16 protein-coding genes are annotated in these 17,064 nt (G+C 32.1%); 2 read left to right on the forward strand and 14 right to left on the reverse strand.

Annotated elements, in window-relative coordinates; translation table 11 throughout:
• Positions 1-255 precede the first annotated feature (255 nt).
• The 5 genes from deia_RS01100 to deia_RS01120 form a co-directional block, all read right to left on the reverse strand.
• Positions 256-999, reverse strand: coding sequence for a DNA adenine methylase (locus deia_RS01100; RefSeq protein ID WP_146820333.1), 744 nt, complete (start codon positions 997-999; stop codon positions 256-258).
• Positions 1,000-1,292: 293 nt separating this feature from the next.
• Positions 1,293-1,622 (reverse strand): hypothetical protein, encoded by a 330-nt coding sequence (locus deia_RS01105; RefSeq protein ID WP_146820334.1) that lies wholly within the window; start codon positions 1,620-1,622, stop codon positions 1,293-1,295.
• Between the two features lie 91 nt (positions 1,623-1,713).
• The gene (locus deia_RS01110; protein ID WP_146820335.1) at positions 1,714-2,538 is read right to left on the reverse strand and encodes a hypothetical protein; all 825 of its coding nucleotides are present in this window, start codon (positions 2,536-2,538) and stop codon (positions 1,714-1,716) included.
• Between the two features lie 80 nt (positions 2,539-2,618).
• Positions 2,619-6,278, reverse strand: coding sequence for a restriction endonuclease subunit S (locus deia_RS01115; protein ID WP_161982776.1), 3,660 nt, complete (start codon positions 6,276-6,278; stop codon positions 2,619-2,621).
• Between the two features lie 122 nt (positions 6,279-6,400).
• On the reverse strand, positions 6,401-7,192 hold the full coding sequence (locus deia_RS01120; RefSeq protein WP_146820337.1) for an LEM-3-like GIY-YIG domain-containing protein: 792 nt from the start codon (positions 7,190-7,192) through the stop codon (positions 6,401-6,403).
• A gap of 202 nt (positions 7,193-7,394) precedes the next feature.
• On the opposite strand from deia_RS01120, the gene deia_RS01125 reads away from it, so the two are divergent.
• Complete coding sequence (locus tag deia_RS01125; RefSeq protein ID WP_146820338.1) at positions 7,395-7,760, forward strand: helix-turn-helix domain-containing protein; 366 nt, start codon at positions 7,395-7,397, stop codon at positions 7,758-7,760.
• Positions 7,761-7,766: 6 nt separating this feature from the next.
• Here the strand turns inward: deia_RS01125 and deia_RS01130 are convergent, their stop codons facing one another.
• The 8 genes from deia_RS01130 to deia_RS01160 form a co-directional block, all read right to left on the reverse strand.
• A complete protein-coding gene (locus deia_RS01130; protein ID WP_146820339.1) occupies positions 7,767-8,555 on the reverse strand; it encodes an SMODS domain-containing nucleotidyltransferase in 789 nt (262 codons plus the stop codon).
• A 9-nt stretch (positions 8,556-8,564) separates the two neighbouring features.
• Entirely contained in the window at positions 8,565-9,131 is a 567-nt protein-coding gene (locus tag deia_RS01135; protein WP_146820340.1) for a hypothetical protein, read from the reverse strand.
• Between the two features lie 695 nt (positions 9,132-9,826).
• Positions 9,827-10,018, reverse strand: a complete 192-nt coding sequence (locus deia_RS05795) for a hypothetical protein (protein ID WP_161982777.1) — start codon at positions 10,016-10,018, stop codon at positions 9,827-9,829.
• 191 nt (positions 10,019-10,209) lie between these two features.
• Positions 10,210-11,847, reverse strand: coding sequence for a recombinase family protein (locus deia_RS01140; RefSeq protein ID WP_146820341.1), 1,638 nt, complete (start codon positions 11,845-11,847; stop codon positions 10,210-10,212).
• 140 nt (positions 11,848-11,987) lie between these two features.
• Positions 11,988-12,623: a hypothetical protein gene (locus tag deia_RS01145; protein WP_146820342.1), complete on the reverse strand. Its 636-nt coding sequence runs from the start codon at positions 12,621-12,623 to the stop codon at positions 11,988-11,990.
• A gap of 14 nt (positions 12,624-12,637) precedes the next feature.
• Positions 12,638-14,092: a hypothetical protein gene (locus deia_RS01150; RefSeq protein ID WP_146820343.1), complete on the reverse strand. Its 1,455-nt coding sequence runs from the start codon at positions 14,090-14,092 to the stop codon at positions 12,638-12,640.
• A gap of 12 nt (positions 14,093-14,104) precedes the next feature.
• On the reverse strand, positions 14,105-14,689 hold the full coding sequence (locus deia_RS01155) for a hypothetical protein (RefSeq protein ID WP_146820344.1): 585 nt from the start codon (positions 14,687-14,689) through the stop codon (positions 14,105-14,107).
• A 473-nt stretch (positions 14,690-15,162) separates the two neighbouring features.
• Positions 15,163-15,432, reverse strand: a complete 270-nt coding sequence (locus tag deia_RS01160; RefSeq protein WP_161982779.1) for a hypothetical protein — start codon at positions 15,430-15,432, stop codon at positions 15,163-15,165.
• A gap of 2 nt (positions 15,433-15,434) precedes the next feature.
• On the opposite strand from deia_RS01160, the gene deia_RS01165 reads away from it, so the two are divergent.
• On the forward strand, positions 15,435-15,788 hold the full coding sequence (locus deia_RS01165; protein ID WP_146820346.1) for a hypothetical protein: 354 nt from the start codon (positions 15,435-15,437) through the stop codon (positions 15,786-15,788).
• On the opposite strand, the gene deia_RS01170 is transcribed toward deia_RS01165, so the two are convergent.
• A complete protein-coding gene (locus tag deia_RS01170) occupies positions 15,785-16,948 on the reverse strand; it encodes a type I restriction enzyme HsdR N-terminal domain-containing protein (RefSeq protein WP_146820347.1) in 1,164 nt (387 codons plus the stop codon). The genes deia_RS01165 and deia_RS01170 overlap by 4 nt on opposite strands.
• Between the last annotated feature and the right edge of the window lie 116 nt (positions 16,949-17,064).

Raw genomic sequence — 17,064 nt, forward strand, 5'->3', positions numbered from 1 at the left:
TCGTTGCTTATGTCGGACAAAACCTTGAAATACTCGACAAGCCTCTTTGCAATTCTAACGTTAGAATCATTACATTCTGTTTCGTCTTCTTCGCAGTATAGCAACCTGTAGAGGTTTCTTAGTTTCATTTCCGTATCCATAAGATAGATCAATAAATTTGTTCTATCCTCATATAACGAATTGACTGCGATTCTGACGAAGATTTTGAAAATATTTTTTATTTTGTTGTAAGTCGGTCTTAAAATGTGGTTGATTTTAGTAGTTGACAACGAGAATTTCCTGACTTTCTTTGCGGACATTTTTTCTATTACAGACTTCAATTATTTTTAATCCTAAACTATCCGCTTTTTGTAGTACATAAGGATTGTTAAATTCTGATATTGCGAATTTGTATCCTGTTTCTAGATTTAGTTTCAATAAATCGTCAAAATCATGTTTAGTCCATCTTGGTGTATTGTACCTTTCAGCTCTGAGGCTTAAATATGGAGGGTCGTTGTAAATAAAAGTCGCATTCTTGTTGTTTGCATGTATTGAAAGACTTTGAAAAAATTCTCTGAAATCTTTATTTGTAAACTGTGCTTTTTGAGTATGTGCGTGTCTTAAAAGCTCTTTTGCCTTTTCAATTACTGTAGATTTACGCACAATGTTGCCTACCATCATTACTGTTCCAGCTCCAAACAAACTAAAGCTTGAAAGGTAAATAAACCTCACTGCTCGCATTATTTTACAGTCAAATTGCGTTTCCCTTAGGAAATCAAATGTTGCAGTTGTAATTGGCGTTATGTCTAACGTTTCAAGTAGCGAGTCTTTTTCCGATAGCGTTAAAGTAAAAAGATTGTGAACATCTGAATCGAGGTCGTTGACGATATTCTTTAATGCTAAAGGCTTGTTGAAATAAACGCCACCGATGCCAAAAAAAGGTTCTACATAGACGGAATGTTTTGGAAAGTGTTTTATGATATCCTGTGCAATTCTTGTTTTATCTCCGAGTCTATACATAAAGTAAATAAAGGCCTGTTATCACAATTGGTAAACCAAATCCTATAAAAAACCATATTTTATTTTTCACGTTTTTTCTCGAATACCACATACTTTGCATCCAGCCTATTAAATAACCTAAATCTATTGCGATGGTCACAGGGTTTGGAAAGGTTTGCTTAATCATGCCTATGACGAACTTAATTAGTAATCCCCACCAGAATACCTTGGCAAAAGATACCTGACCTTTCTTAACTTTATATGTTATGTTGTACAAAAATGTATCTTATTTAAAGACTTGTCTTTTGTGCATTTTATTCATAGGAAAGTATAAAATCTTTGCCGTTATCGGCTATATACAAACTAAACTGTATTTCTGTTGCAGGTATTGTTTTGCCATTGAGCGTTCCCGACATATATGCGGCACATCTATATGTATTTATATCCTTATTGTATCTTATAGGCCTTGCGCCTGTTATTTCAAGTGAATTTCTTTGCTCGTCAGTTAGATTTAAAAGCTGCTGAAATTTATTCTTAACTTTATTAAGAACTATTTCATCGGAACATGTTGGAGATTTGTCGCAAGCAGTAAGCAATAAAGCTGCCCCGATAATTGACAATGTTGTAAACTTTTTAATGGACATAGTATTAGATAAAAAATTCTTCCCTAATACTATTATTTATTGACAGGCGATTTTTGATACAAAAAAGTTAAATATTTTTACATTTTATAAATCATAACATTTCATTTAAAAACTCAGAAGATGTATTTGCCTTATATATTCTGCCATCTATAGAAACATTCAATATCTGCGATTCAGGAATTTGAAAATCCGAAACATCATCAACAGTATAACTATTTACCGATAAATTTGAAGTAAGGCGTTTATAAAAATAAAAGCCATTTTCATAAGCATTTTTAAAGACAAATTGCAGGCCGATAGATGTTACAAGATCAAGCAACTTTCGCTTTAGATCCACAGACTCGCTACCTTTATCGGGGTTGCATTTTGTGCAAGCGTTCTTTTCGTAAAGTAAAACCACAGCAGAGTCTCTAAATGCCTCTCTTTCGTCTTCAAATGGGCAAGGAATATTTAAATCCGATACAATCATCATTTTAATATCAAAATCCTCAAATTCTGTAAATATTCGGTTTATGTAAAGACTTTGATCTTTTAAAAAAATATGATGTTTTGACTTGGAAGAAATAATTGCAACATTGAATTTACTATGACTATCCAAACAAGCTGCCAAAAAATCATTGGCAATTTTTTGCTCATTTGTAGTTTGTAAAAATCCAACAGCTTCTTTTAATTTGCGTTGCTCTTCTTGTTTTCGTTTAATTTCATCTTGCCGCTTCTGCTCTTCTGGGTCGATTTTTTCTTCAATTACAGGCTCCTCTTCCTCTTGTATACTTTGCTCATCCCACATGTCATAATTTCTATTTTCTATTATTTTACCAGTTTGAACATCGTCCAATAAAATAATATCCGACATATTTATTACCCTTGTAAATCCAAACTTTGCCAAATCTTCTACAGTTATTTTTGTTCCAGTCATACAGAAATTGTAAAAGTTAAATCACAAACAAACTTGCTTATCTATAACTCATATAACGAATAGACTTGGGTTTTTGGAAATTATTTTAAATATTTATCTAAAACCGCTTGTTTTTGTTCTTTTACATTTGCCAAAAATGTCTTTGCTTCTTCAATTTCTACCTCCAATGGCTCAATTTGTGCGATGATTTTTTGTTGTTCGGCAAGGGGTGGGAGAGATAGTTTTATTCCAGAAATTTGAGGAACTGTTAATTGTGGAGTTGTTGTTCCGCTATTAATAAACTGCGTTCTACTTAGTAAATATTTTATATAAAAAACATTGGCAATTTCTTCTTTTGGCACTAAGCAAATCAATCTAACAATTGGATAAAATGGTTCAGTTCTTACTTCTGTATATCCTATTGTTCCACGTGCAGCGATTGTAACACAAGCTTCGTTAATTTTAATAATATCGGTATAGCCATACAAACCTTTATTTTGATATCCGTTTGCATAAATAGGGATTTGATATTTTTCTGTTTTGTTCTTAGAGAAGTTACCCTTTGGCACGTCACCACCTGCAGTCAAATTTTTTGCAATTTCTGAAATTGTGATGTCTTTTATATTTTTTGCACTGCCAAATAATCCATTAATTTTCTCCTGATTTTTCTCAATCTTCTCCCTCACTTTTTCCTCTTTCTTTTCAATCTCGGCAATTTCAGCAACAATTTTTTGTTGGATATCGAGTGGTGGGAATGGAATTTTGAAATCCCTTAACATTTGCAAATTGATATGCTTAACGCCAACATTGTCAGTAATTGCACTTAAAAGTCTCGCGTTGCTTTCAAGAAAATAGGCAAGATATTCTGGTTTAATATTTGCGTTACAAACAATACCATTTATTTGTTGATTTGTTGTTAGTTCAATCTTGTTAATGGCAACTTTGCCTATTGTAGCCGTACAACTTAATAAAACACTATTTATAGGTATGATTGTAAGTTTTGCTAAGCCTTTAGTTGATACATGTTGTTTAGTATCATGAATGTAGAAACTTGTAAAATCATCAACAGTACACCAATTCACATCTTTGCTATCCCAATATTCTCTTACCTGCTTAGATGGAGTAGATCCACTTATAATGCCTTGAGAAACATCTCCAAGTTTTATTAAACGAAATTTTGTTTCAATCTTCAAATTATTTCTTTTATTCAAATTCACCGATTTATCAAACCGTTTTAGATCAAATGTCATTAGATTTGATAGGCGTAAATAATGGATATGGTCTTTTAGTGGATGGTCTTCTGAGGCTTGAATTTCTGTAATTTTGCTTTCAAGCTTTGCGTCGTTTGTGAAGCTTTTTAGTATATATGTATTGAGTTTTTCTGCATCGCACAAGTCATTTTCGTTGTATAATTTTGATTGTAAATAACCTTCTTCATCTTTATAAATATGAATTCCTTCGTGTCCGCGACGGTTTGAAAATTCAAAGCCATAAAATTCCTTTTCAATGTCTTTCTCGCCTGAATCGCCTAAAACTATTTTTTGGCTGTATGTTAAAATAAAGTAGATTAATTTTTGTTTTTCCAGCTCACGAATATGCTTTTGGTCAAGGTCTTTATATTCTTTTGATAGCTCGTGGCTTGTATTTTGTGCGTTTAAAATTTGTTTGTAGGTTTCAAAATCCATCTCGTAAACTCTACTTGCATAAGTTGAAAATGCGTCTTTTATGCCACCAACCGCAACATCAACAAATCCACCTTCAAGGAATTTGTCAACTTCTTTTTCAATGCCTTGGTAATCGCTTGGATTCCTTTTTTGTAAAAACGCTATAATGGTTTTTGTACCAGTCGCCATAAAGGCATTACTCCCTAGCGAAACTATAGCCTTGAATGTAAAATTTTTAAATATAATTTCACGGGTTTTTTCATAAATCCCACCGTTTGTCAATATCGAAATTGGCAATATAACACCAGCAACACCGCCTTCTTTTAAAAGTTGCTTCGTGCGTTCAATGAATAGGCATTCGATTTCGGATGATTGAGGAGTTAAATATTGATATAATTCAAAATAATTCTCTGGATTAAGACTCAATTTTTCATACTCTTTAAGAAGGTCTCTAGTGAAGCCACTTACAGAATATGGAGGATTTGCAATGAGAATATCGAAATTGTTGTTATCTACTTTATCAGACAAAAGCTTTTCTTTATAACGTTTACTACAAAATGGAGCCAAGCCATCGCCATATATCACATTGGCATCGCCATCGCCGTGTAAAAATGATGAAACTTTTGAAATAGTAACAAGCCTCTCGTCTTTTTCTATCGCATAAACATAATCTTTTGCCCAAGATAAGTCATCTCTGTTTTTTATAAATGCTTTTTTTGCCATTGCATTTTTGATATCACCTTCTAAGATATTGCTTTTAACGTGTATATCAATTTCATCCATTATTTCTGTAATAAAATGCCCAGCACCTGAGGAGTAATCTATTATGTACGGCAAGAAAGTGTTTTCCCTGTCTGCAATAATGCGATCGGTTATTTGCTTAATCGGTAGAGACTTGCAAATAAATCTAGCAATTGGTATTGGTGTAAAAAACTGCCCTGACTCTTGTTTAAAGCCGGTATTAAGAAGTAGTTCAAAGAAATCGCCCAAAAATTGCTGCTTTTTATCGTACCTAAATTTATATTTTTCAAGTAAGGTAACAACTTCTTTTACAATTTCAATATTGTCTTCAAAAGTTTCTTTGTTGTATACTTTTTTGAAAGAAAATGCACCAGATTCGCTATAGTATAAAATTTGATTTACTAAATCCGGCGACAATTTTCCTTCTTCTAATGCTTGTTTCTGTATATATGGAATTAAGATATCAATGTAAACCTCCAAACCTCCAGAGTAAAGTTTTTTTAGCTTATCAATTAACTCTTCATTTTTTTCATTTCTTTTGTATTGAAATTGCAATTCATCCCCTTCATTACAATTAATATTCTCATCGTATATTTTACAAATGAAAAAATTAAAAATAATATCAAATGCCTTTGGCTTATTTGATATATTATGTCTGCGCAAAATCTCAGCAAATTTATTGAAGATTCTTTTTCCATGTTCTTTGTCAAGATCTTTCAAATCTCTATATGTCAAAAATAAATCTTGAAAATCATAGCATTTTACATCATTTTCAAAGATACCGATTGTTTGAAATGTACGGTCCCAAGATATAAATATTTCTTCTTCGTTTTCACCATTTAGACCCTTTGTATTGATAATGTCGCTAACAAATTCAATTGCACTTTCACCTACTCTTGAGGCATACAAACAAAGTGCCTTAGGTTTTTTATCTTGCCTAAAATAACTCAAAAGCTGCCCTCCGTCTTTGAACATCTTGTTTTTTTCTTTGTTAAACTCAGGTCCCCAAGTTTTACATTCAATCATAAACAGCGAATTGCCTTGCTTATCTTTTACAAGTATGTCAAGAAAACCCTTGCCTTTATGCCCTAAATTCCAACTTTTTTCTAATTCTATATCTTTTGGACTATACCCTTTTTTAAGCAATCTACAAACACAATCTAATACTACAAGATTTTCGTCTTGTGATAAATTCGATGTTGTCGTTCTGTGAATTGTGATATCTTTTCCGTAGTTAATTTTTGAAGTTTCCAAGTCAACAGAAAGCTCGTACCCATTGATGATTTTGCTATAGCAATCCTTTTTGCCAGACTGAATTTTAAATCCAAGCTTTGAGAGCCATGATAATATGTCCATATTGTTTACAAGAGCCATTTTACGATACAAAACTTACAAAAAATATAGCAAACCAAGGAACGGTTAAACTCTACCAATATCTAAAACAAGTTTTTTTTAAAAGTCAATTTTATATGGATTTTTTATTTTACGGGACTTTGCAGCTTATCAAAATACCTCACCGGAGACATTGCACCTTTCTTAACTGGAGGAAGCCTTTTACCAAGGTAAAGCTTTGATATTTCACTATCTTTTGATAATTCTTTTCCAATAAAACCATATCTTCCTGCTGTTTTTTCAACTCTCAGAAAATCCTTAAACTCAATTTCAAATTCTTCCGTTCCCTCTTTTAACCATGCAGAAACTTCAAACACTCCACGCACCAATCCTTTTGTATGCGCGAGAACATAGCGATTTTGCACTTTATTAATATCTACTCTCCAAGCGTAGCGAACGGCATTATAAAGGCTCTTTTGTTCAATTGAGATAGGTATTGATATTGCCATTAAGCTGTGATGTGGAACTATTTCTTCTTTTGAATATCGCTTTATAATTTCACTGATATGTGTTGATCCTCTATTATCAGCATCTCTTCCTTCTTGAATATTTGTAAGTCCAGTGTAGGCATCCATTAATGCTGATTCAACTTCAAATGACAATAATTCTGATGTTTCTTTATCAAAGGTTTCAAATGGAAAGTGTCTGTGAATTATTCTTATTACTTCGTGTCCGTCTGCCTTAATTTCTAAAATACGCTTATGTTTTTCTTTTTCTGCAATACTTGTTATATCGTCTGTTTCTGACTCGTGTTCGAAGACTCGATTGGCAATTCCTTTGCCTACATAGAAAGTTTCTCCGTTTCTTGGGTCGACTAAACGATAAACATAATAACCCAAAGACTCACAAATATCAGTTCTAAATTGATTTACAGACATATTTTCGACAAAAAGATTTACCTTAATTCCTGATAGCTTAGAAGAAGAAAATTTAAAAGTAAAGAGAAAAATAGAAGTATCACTTCGGCTTTAAGATAAATTATAACATCAATTTACTTAAGTCTACTCTATGGTTTTTTGAATCATTATAAGCGATTATATTAAGTAGCACTCTGTTCCAAGTGTAATTTAGTATAACTATATGAGCAATAAAATTCCAAAACATGACAAAGTGATAAAAAGTATTGGCAATAAAGTGCAATATTACAGGAAAATGAAAGGTTTAACACAAGAGGAGCTTGCTGACAAAATCAATAAAACTGTTGAAACGATTTCAAATGTTGAACGTGGCATTTTTGGCGTAAAAATTGAAACATTATTTGATCTATCGGAAGCCTTACAAATTGAACTTTCTGATTTATTTGTTGATGTAAAAGTAAAACAAGGCAGCAAATCTGCCAAGAAAATTAAAGAAATTATCAATAAAATCTCTGCTCAAAATGATGACACTATTACTGCAATTGATAAAGTTGTAAGCGAGATTTGTAGGGTTGTGGTGGAGAAATAGAAATGGTTAAAACTTAATCTTCTTTAACTCATCTATCGCACTATTTTCATACCCTTGGTCTTTATAATTTTTAGCTTTTATAATTTGAGCTCTTAATGATTCTAACTCTTGCTTCACATTCCAACTGGAATTAGTTGTAAATGTATACAAATAATCAAATAACGTATTACAATTGTAATAATATGTATCTACAATAAATTTTTCTAATGAATAAGATTGTATATATTTATTTTTAGCACACCAAGATTTCATTAAAAGTATCAGTCTATAAAGTGTGCTACTATTTTGACATTTTTCTTTTATTTGTTTATTGAATTCAATAAAATCAGTTTTTTGCCATCCATCTGTAGAAAAATGATTATCTTTTGTTTCTGGAATGTAATAATCCGTTAGTCCATATTGCAAGTATTTCTGATACGCTGGCACAAGCTCAAAAATAATATGATTTAATTCAATTTTAATAGTTGGACTGGATTGTTTAATTTCTGATGCGCTATACGAATTATTTGCAAATTCCTTTAATTTGGTTAAAAAAGTCTGAGGTTTATACTCGGCCGAATTCTTAAAAATTACCATAATATCAATATCGCTTTTATCGCTATTTTTTACAATCGTTCCCCTTGCGTACGATCCGAATATGATTACATCTTCAACTTGGTAACTAATGTCATTTTTAAAATACCCATTAATTCTCTTTTTAATCGTGTCAATTGATGTGTTAATTTTTGATTTTTCATCGTCTGAAAATTTTAGCTTATCAGCTATATCCGTTAAATGCGTTGAAACCGTTGCCATAATAAAAGATTAAATATTGTTAAGTTCCTGTTCCGTGTATTGATTGGTGCCATTGGCAAAATCTTTTTGTGTTTTATTATAATGCTTTTCAGCAATATGTGGCATTTTTTCAATAATGACATTGTATTTTGTGGTAAAATCTTGCAACTGATATACTAAGTAATCATCCAAGTCATCAAAGTTTTGGTACTTCTTTTGTTTTACCTTATAATCTTCATATATCGCTAAAACATTTCTTGATTCCTTTAGAAGTGAATTTATTTCATGACCGTGCTTTTTACAATCTTTGATTTGAGAATTTAAATCTTCTATTTTGTCAGATAATTCTGAAACAGCATAATTTAATACGTTTGCTATAAAGACGGTTAGTAATACATATTTTTGATTGATATCGAAAATTGATAAAAAATCTTTGTTCATTGCCAAAACAATTAATGATGCAAAAGCAAAGAATCTAGTTACACGACGAGTCCAAATTAATCCAGAATGATGACAATCTCCCGTATTAAATAAAGATGATTTTGTATAATCCATGTCAACCTGTAATTTTTTAAAAGCTTTGATTATTTCCGACATATTTCTTAAGAAGATAACATTTTTTGACAATATATTCCATATATAATCTCAAATTCCCAATTGTCAAGTCTTTGGCGAAATAAATCGCACTTCGTATACCAAAGACCTACAAAAAAACAACCTCTGGCACTACTGAACAGAACTTTATATATACAAACATAAAAGAACGAAGAAGCTATCCAAAATGCTTTGTAACCACTGATTGATTTGCTCGATAAGCAAACATCGCAATAGCGAAGCGTGAAGCCCACTTTGTGGCGTGAATTTTTTTACTCTTTAACAATTATGTAGTTAGATTAGAAATGATAAAAGAAGAATTGAAGAAAAAGTTAGAAAGTTGTTGTGTGAAAATTTTGACATGCCTAATTTGGTTTGCCGCATAATTTTCACACAACTTTATCGAGTATGTTGATAAAAATCAAGGATGTTTGAAGGTTAGTTTTGATCTTAAAAGATATTAACAAGTTTCGAACATTGACGAACATGTTGCGAACAAATGGTGTGTTAATAAATTGATTTTGTATTTTATTATCTAAATCTTGATTGATTTAAGACTTTATCGAATTAGAAAGAGACCCTTTCAGATCCCCTTCCTTTATTGTTTCCTTGGAAATTTCTTTCTTTGGTTTTGGTTGTTTGGTTTAAGTTTTATTGTTATTGGTTACTTACGTAATTTCCTTTTTAGCCTTATTGTTTTATGTATTTACTCTTTTTTCTTTTATAATTTTTACAGTTTCAATTTTTAATGTTTTAATCGTTTTAGTTATATTTTCAGTTTTAGTTATTATAGCAAAATTTATATTTTTATCAATAGTTATAGCAATAGTATTAGTATTAGTAGTAATTAACAAAATTTGGTTTTTCTCTTCTGTGCTTCTCGCTGGCATGCAACTTATATTTTAGTACAAGTTCACCCACTTCTCGCACGATATAGATGAAATAAAAAGAAAATACAAGGATGGTGAGAAATTACCTGTTATCGTATTATGAAAAAGTAAGAATGGATTGAAGATGGAAATTTTATAAAAATTTCTTGCCTCGAATTGTTATAAAAGTTTTTTTGACGGATGATAAAATTTTATGCTGAAAGTTTTGAAGAATATATTTTATGAAAATTTTGGATTTCTTGATGACTTTCTGTTAGGAATAAAGGCATATTGGGGAGCCAAACTGGTTGACCCTCCTTTTTTTGCAATAAATCGAATGGTTTTTGCAAGGAATAGTGTAGGTTTAAGCCACTTAGTTCTAAGTTCGAAAATAAAATTTTAATAAGTTCTCTCTTTTTGATATTATTCGAACTTTCAAAAATATCATACATACCTTCAGCTAGCTCAAATATAGTCAGTATCTGGTTTCTTGTAGATGTGTTATTAATGTCTAAAGATAGTAGTTCATCTTGAATTTGGGTTTTTTTCATACTTAGGACTGTATTCATTTTTTGAATTTCATCCAGGGTAATACTCTGGTCATTTTGCTCTTCAGTTAAGCTTTCAATGAGTTCCTCTTGCCTTTTTTCAATATTTTTGAGTTTTTTGTTAAGTTCGTCAAATTTTATCTCATTTAGGCTTTTATTCTCTTCCAATACTTTTTTTAATTCCGGTTTTATTGCTTCAAGTGCTTCCTTTGTAATTGTAAGTTCTTTGATTATGTGTTCTATCTGTTCGTTTATAACGTTTTCGTTGGTATTTTTACAAAATTCACAATCTCCTTGGGATTTAGTAGGCTTCATGTAAATATACCTTCCTCCTTTCTTCGGGTCAGGGGTATAAACACATTTGCAGTGATGACACCTGATTAATCCTCTATAAGTAAAGTCCTCTTCAGTTTTTGGTATTCTTGTTTTATCTGTTGTTTTACCAGCTCTTATGTCTTGACAGATATCAAAGAGTTCTTTGGTAATTAAGGGTTCATATCTGTGTTTATAAAGCTCCCCTCCTGATTGAATAAAACCGTAATAAAAAGGTTGTTTTAAGATTCCTTCAACTGTGCTGTGAGAAAGTTTATGTCCTTTTAAAGTTCTAAGCCCTGCTTTGGTAGCATTCTGCATAACTTGCTTTATTGAGTAAGCTCCAGTTGCATAGTCTTCAAACATTCTTTTAACGAGAGGTGCTCTTACGGGATCAAGTAAAACAATGGCATTAGGTTCAAGTTTTTTGTTAGGTCTTTCTTTGTTGATATATCCAAGGGTAGCTGGTCCTAAAATCGTTCCTTCTTTTAATTTCTTTCCTATGCTTCGTTTAACATTATCCGATATTGCGTCCGTATAAGCATTAGCAAAGACTACCGCTATCCTATAGAAAGCTTTTTGTGATGCGTTGGAATCATTATCAAGCCTTCCGATATCAAGGAAATGTAAAGCCATGTTGTGATATTTAACAAGGTCATCAATCTTTCCTATATCCATAATACTTCTTTGAAGTCTGTCTACCTTATCTGAAACAAGGTTTATAGGTTCTTTTTGCTCCTCAATAAATTGAAGCATTTCTTGAAACTTAGGTCTATCTCCTTTTGTTGAGCTTTCTACTATTTCAAACTCTTTGATAATCTCAAATCTGTTTCTTTTACAATATTCAATAAGTCTGTTTCTCTGAGCAACAAGAGAGTGGTTATCTTCTTGGTCTGTTGTTGAAACTCTTGCACATATTACCGCTTTATTTGAAGTCCTTTCTTTATTAACCGAGAACTTTGATTTTTTAACTTTAGATTTTATAGCCATAGAATTGATAACAAATTTTTAAATGCTTTTTATTTTTATAATACTCTTACCTTTTCGAATTATAAAATAGCATTCTTTAATTTTCAATTCTATTAAGCTTAACTTCTACAAGGAGTTGTAAGTTTTTAAGATTGAATTTACTAAATCACCGAATCTTCATCAACAAATAAACCTCCCATATCAATGGTGGAGCTATTAAGGCAAAAACCCAAACCTGTAAAGTATATGTTAATTCTCTCTTCCTGAATCAACCTCTTAATGGCATACTTGGTAGTATTAAGACCGTCAAGAAGCATTCCTACATCAAGTGTGCAAATCATCATTTTGCAATTGAAGCTTTTGATATAATCCAGCATAAATCTGACCTTTTCTACATGGAATTTATTATCGCTTGAATCAACTCCGAATGTTCTTATTATAAAGGGGTCGTGTGTAAATTCACAACCGTAATTATACATCTGTATTTTGCATACAATATCATCAAGTCTCTCGCAGTCTCTGTATCCGTCTTTATACATTTCGTTTCTTTTTTCATAACGAAAATCATAATGTTTAAGAATATCTTTGTTTTCTGCGTCTTGAGCGGCGTTAATATCATAAAAGGTTGAAGTGTTATCAATGTTAAATCCCCTTACGAATATAACTGAGGGGATGCCGAGTTCCCATTCCGTCTCCTTGTATTTGAGTTCTTTAACCTTTCTTACCTCACAAACAATGCCGTTTTTGTTGATATAGTAGCCTTCAGGTAAATCAGGGTGGTATATTTTATCTTCCATACATTTTAAAACAATTATATTACGTTATCATCATCTGCAAGATAATCGAGAAACTCTTCTTCATCGTCATCTTTACTTCCTCCCTCGTAGCTATCACGACGAGCTTTACGAGAATTATAAATCCAATGAGCGTTACCAACTTCGGGTGTGCCATGTTCAGCTATCCATCTTTTTGTGGCATAGTCCTGCGGTTCTTCATCTTCAACATCTTTATTTTTAGGTTTGATGTCGAGTACCATATCTTGATATTTTTTATCTCCTTTTGTTGGTAAAAACTCATAGAAGTCTCTGTTTGTTATTTCGGCTCTTCCTTGAATATCCTTACCGTTTTCAAGTCTTATTGGTCTGAAGTGATATAAAACATTTTCAAGTCTGTGAAAAGCATTTGAAAGAAATACGCTGTTATGATTATCAAGGTTTAAAATAACCCCGATGACTGGATGTTGCTTGAGCTTATCAATTTGCTTGTGTACGCTTGGAAACATGACCCTCAAACGTCTTTCCCCTTGTTCTTTGATAAGCTCAAGTGCCTTTGCATAAGCAAGAGCCTTCTGCGGTTTAATTCCTTCAGATATAAAGTATTGAAGCATTCCATCCTTATAGCTTGCCATAACGGTATATAGCATTTTCTTTAATTGCATTAGGTAGTTTGTAAGTATTCTTTTAGCAATCTCATCATCAAATACATGGCGAAACTTCAAGACTTCTTCTTCCGAGGATACTATCTCTGCAAGATTTGCAGGGATTGACGATCCCATTTCTCTTTGAATTACTCTTTTGAGTTTCTTTGGATTCCTAATTCTTACCTCCATTCTTAAAACATCGTGCTTTCCGTAGTTTGCAAGGAAGTCTCTTTGAAGTTCGGCATCAACTTCTTCGGTTCTTTTCTTACTGATGTTAAGTTCTTTTTGAAGGTCTTTTATTTTATCGTAAAATACTATCTCTTGAATCTTGGTGTAAAAACTTACAAGCTTGCCTCCGTTTCTGTAAAGCTTTGTTGATATATCGGTTCTGAAGGTTGTATCGGCTTTAGCTATCAGATTAATAAGTGTTACTGCCGTTGAAATACCTGTTAATATAAAGTTCTTACCATAATCTACCTGCTGAACTTTTGCACTCATTAGGTATTCTTCCTCAACACTTACACCCATTTCTTTTAGAACTTCTTGAAGTGTTTTAATAACAAATTTCAAATCAACTCCTCCGATTTCCTCAAAGTTATTACCGAACATTAGCTTTGGGATTGAGAACTCCATTATAAGCATCACTTTTTTGAACTGCCTTAACAATGTAAGTCTAGGTTTATAAATCTTGTTCATAGTTTCCGCTTTTGTAGGACTTTGAACTGCCTTTACTACCGTTTCTGCAAAAAAGGGACGCAATACAACATCGGCATTAGGCTGGAATTTATCTCTGTCCAGCACTTCAAACGTTCCGTCTGTCAATGTTAATTTGATTGTATCTATCATACCATATCCAAACTAGGTATAATAAGGAAGTCCGTATTCGTCAAATTCGGGGTGGTCTATGAATTCGTTTAGAACTCTTTGCTCTGCTGTCATATTTTCTATTTCTTCAAGTGCCTTACCTCCTACGGTTGCAAAGTTTATTTTGTTTGATTTCGGTTTTGCTTTCTTTGATTGTTTGAATAGTAGGAATTCCTTGTATTCAGGTGTCATTGTTGTGTGTATTTCTTCGTAAGCACGGTTTGTTTGCTCTTTGAGTTTTTGAAAGTCTTCAATCTCAAAACATATTTGCATAATTTGTTCCTTTGTAAGCATGTTCATAAATTCCGATATCTTAGGTCTTAGCCTGTAAGCGTCCATATATACTGGGAAATATGAAGGTCTTTTGGTTTTCCTTATTACTTGAGGTTTTTCTTGCTTTGGTTTACCTTCCATCTCAAGCTTGCTTTCATGTAAGAGTCTAAAGAACCTTACAAGATTATTTGATGCAAGTTCAAGGTCATCTTCAGGGCATGCAATATCGTGTTCTTTGAATAGATTTCTTACATAGTCTTTTACATTGGGAGCATCCCTTTTATCTTTATTGTTTTTAACAACCATACCTAATAATAGCAACAATTAATCTCATTAATATAGTTCTACCACGAGGTTTTTTAAATTTCAATAAAGTTGCGTTGTTGTATTGTTTGGTTGTTGTTAGTTATGAAGCTATCCCTTCTTTCCCCTAACACCCTATCGAGATAAGGGGTATTTATCTTTCAATATACACCCAGTTATCTCTTTTTTTAGAATTAAATTAACAATTAGCTTAATTCAAAGATTTGTTTTACGTATAAGACTGTTATCCAATACATAAGACATTGTCTGTTTCTTTTACAAGGATATATTCTATTACCCTTATAGTTTCTGTTTCTTATTCATCTTCTATTTCTACTAATATTATTTCTTTTCATTCTACTTCTTTTACTATATATAATTAATATCAACGCCTTTACGCCTTAGATGTTTCTTGTTTAAGGAAATATCCTTGGTATCAAGATGTTGATATTGATATATACTCGTTATTAGAAAATTTATTTTGTGTTTGAGCTGTTATCCATCTTTAGCACCCTCGCATTCTCAATCATCTTCTTGGTCAGCTTCGTTTCCTTTGTAATTCTGATTTGCACTGCAACAATATCAAAACACTCCACAATATCACCTTCGTAAATACTTCCGTGTTTATTGGTGATTTTTTTATTGACATTTACAAAAATCAAAATTATATTTTCTTGAGTTATTATTCTTACACGATATGTCTTACACAAAATTATTATTAAGTATTGTCTTGGTTTTTTTGTCATTTATGTTGACAGATTGTCTAATTCATGGAAATATTCTTATGTCTTCATATAACGAAACTGCAAGTTTGTGGCGTTCGCAAAATGATATGAAACTTGGATTAATTCAACTTGTTAATTTTCTAATATCTATTACAATTTGCCTTTCCTACGTCTACTTTGTTACAGACAAAACACTAAAAAATACACTATTATATGTTTTTACAATAGGTTTTGTAATGGGTATTAGCTCGGGATATATCACATATGCAACAATGCCGATTACTAACTTTATAGCATTAACATGGTTTTTTGGAATTATAACACAAAAATTGATTGCTGGATTGATATTATACTTTTTCTACAAAAAAACTGTTTAAACCTGAATAAAGACTCTTATAGACTCTTTCAGTTCTTCTTTGTATTTGTAGATGTCTGAAGGAGAGGTGAGGTTGTATGGCGTGTTATTTTGTGATTGGGAGCTATTTATTGATATTGACAACTTCTTTGTATTGTTGAAATACAGGACGCAGATTTTCTTATTACGAGCTTGACCGTCTAGGATTATATTGCAATGACCTTGGCAGTCATCTGCTGTAATGCGGTTGATGTCAAAGCTCTCAAGTTCAGAAGCTATTGCTTTGATTATGAGTAAGGCTTGATGTTCTAACTCTGTAAATTCAGTTTTGTTAGCCTTTGTTTCTTGTTCTGTTGGTTGCGGGTTATTGCTATTGATTGCCTGAATTAATCCTTGTTGAACTCGTTCCTTAATGATGTCTTCAAAGATTTTCCTTACGATTGGTTTTAGGTTTTCCGTGTCTTTGGCTGTTATTATTTTGCCTTCGTGTAAAATTAGCCCACTTTCTTTGGCTGTTTCTAATATGCCCTTTCTTATAAAGAGGTCTGTTGGATTGTTTAAGATATCCTCCTCTATAAATTCCCTTGTGCGTGAATAAGTTTTAGCTTGTTTGGCGGTTTCCTCGTCTACTTCGTGTAGGATGTTGTAAAGTCTGTCTAACTTTTCCATGTTGTTAGAGTCAGTCCTTATATCAAACTCAAAGCAAATGTTGTCGTCAAGGCGGTTGTTGTTATCAAAAGAGGCATAGAATTTGTATTGAAGTCCGTTTGTTAATATGCCGAATTTAGGAGCTGGACTTATGTTGTTAAAGTATTCGCTTAATTGGTTGATGTATTGCTTATTGTTTAGATTAAAATTAAAGCCCTTGCATTCAATAACTATTGAGATTTGATTGTTTTTAAACAACGCTAAGTCAACTCTTCTGCTATTGACTTTGTGCTGAGCAACTGCTCTGTTAGGGTCTGTTAAGGACTGTGTGTTATATCCAAAGATTTCAACAAAGGGTTTGAGTAATACGTTTTCAGTGTTAGCTTCTAAGTATTCCTCATCTTCTTTAGAGTTTCTTCCCTTTGGGGAATTTTGTTCTAAGCTTCTTTCAAAACCTTGGGATTCTGTTGCTATTTTTTGAATTTTACTACTAATTGTCAAGAGTAGTTCCTGTTTTTCCTGTTTGTGTACCATATAGATGACCAAATAATTAATAACAATTAAGTGGCGTCAGGAGTTTGAATACACCGAAAATTTAGTGCTTATCCTATTGAATGCCCAAGAGCATCTTATTCAGATAAACTCCTGAC

The sequence above is a fragment of the Candidatus Deianiraea vastatrix genome, assembly GCF_007993655.1.
In the GTDB taxonomy this organism is placed as follows: Bacteria; Pseudomonadota; Alphaproteobacteria; order Rickettsiales; family Deianiraeaceae; genus Deianiraea; species Deianiraea vastatrix.

Coding starts and splice junctions, on each gene's coding strand:
- deia_RS01100 (WP_146820333.1), bottom strand. CDS start 999: ATGTATAGACTCGGAGATAAAACAAGAATTGCACAGGATATCATAAAA.
- deia_RS01105 (WP_146820334.1), bottom strand. CDS start 1,622: ATGTCCATTAAAAAGTTTACAACATTGTCAATTATCGGGGCAGCTTTA.
- deia_RS01110 (WP_146820335.1), bottom strand. CDS start 2,538: ATGACTGGAACAAAAATAACTGTAGAAGATTTGGCAAAGTTTGGATTT.
- deia_RS01115 (WP_161982776.1), bottom strand. CDS start 6,278: ATGGACATATTATCATGGCTCTCAAAGCTTGGATTTAAAATTCAGTCT.
- deia_RS01120 (WP_146820337.1), bottom strand. CDS start 7,192: ATGTCTGTAAATCAATTTAGAACTGATATTTGTGAGTCTTTGGGTTAT.
- deia_RS01125 (WP_146820338.1), top strand. CDS start 7,395: ATGAGCAATAAAATTCCAAAACATGACAAAGTGATAAAAAGTATTGGC.
- deia_RS01130 (WP_146820339.1), bottom strand. CDS start 8,555: ATGGCAACGGTTTCAACGCATTTAACGGATATAGCTGATAAGCTAAAA.
- deia_RS01135 (WP_146820340.1), bottom strand. CDS start 9,131: ATGTCGGAAATAATCAAAGCTTTTAAAAAATTACAGGTTGACATGGAT.
- deia_RS05795 (WP_161982777.1), bottom strand. CDS start 10,018: ATGCCAGCGAGAAGCACAGAAGAGAAAAACCAAATTTTGTTAATTACT.
- deia_RS01140 (WP_146820341.1), bottom strand. CDS start 11,847: ATGGCTATAAAATCTAAAGTTAAAAAATCAAAGTTCTCGGTTAATAAA.
- deia_RS01145 (WP_146820342.1), bottom strand. CDS start 12,623: ATGGAAGATAAAATATACCACCCTGATTTACCTGAAGGCTACTATATC.
- deia_RS01150 (WP_146820343.1), bottom strand. CDS start 14,092: ATGATAGATACAATCAAATTAACATTGACAGACGGAACGTTTGAAGTG.
- deia_RS01155 (WP_146820344.1), bottom strand. CDS start 14,689: ATGGTTGTTAAAAACAATAAAGATAAAAGGGATGCTCCCAATGTAAAA.
- deia_RS01160 (WP_161982779.1), bottom strand. CDS start 15,432: ATGACAAAAAAACCAAGACAATACTTAATAATAATTTTGTGTAAGACA.
- deia_RS01165 (WP_146820346.1), top strand. CDS start 15,435: ATGTTGACAGATTGTCTAATTCATGGAAATATTCTTATGTCTTCATAT.
- deia_RS01170 (WP_146820347.1), bottom strand. CDS start 16,948: ATGGTACACAAACAGGAAAAACAGGAACTACTCTTGACAATTAGTAGT.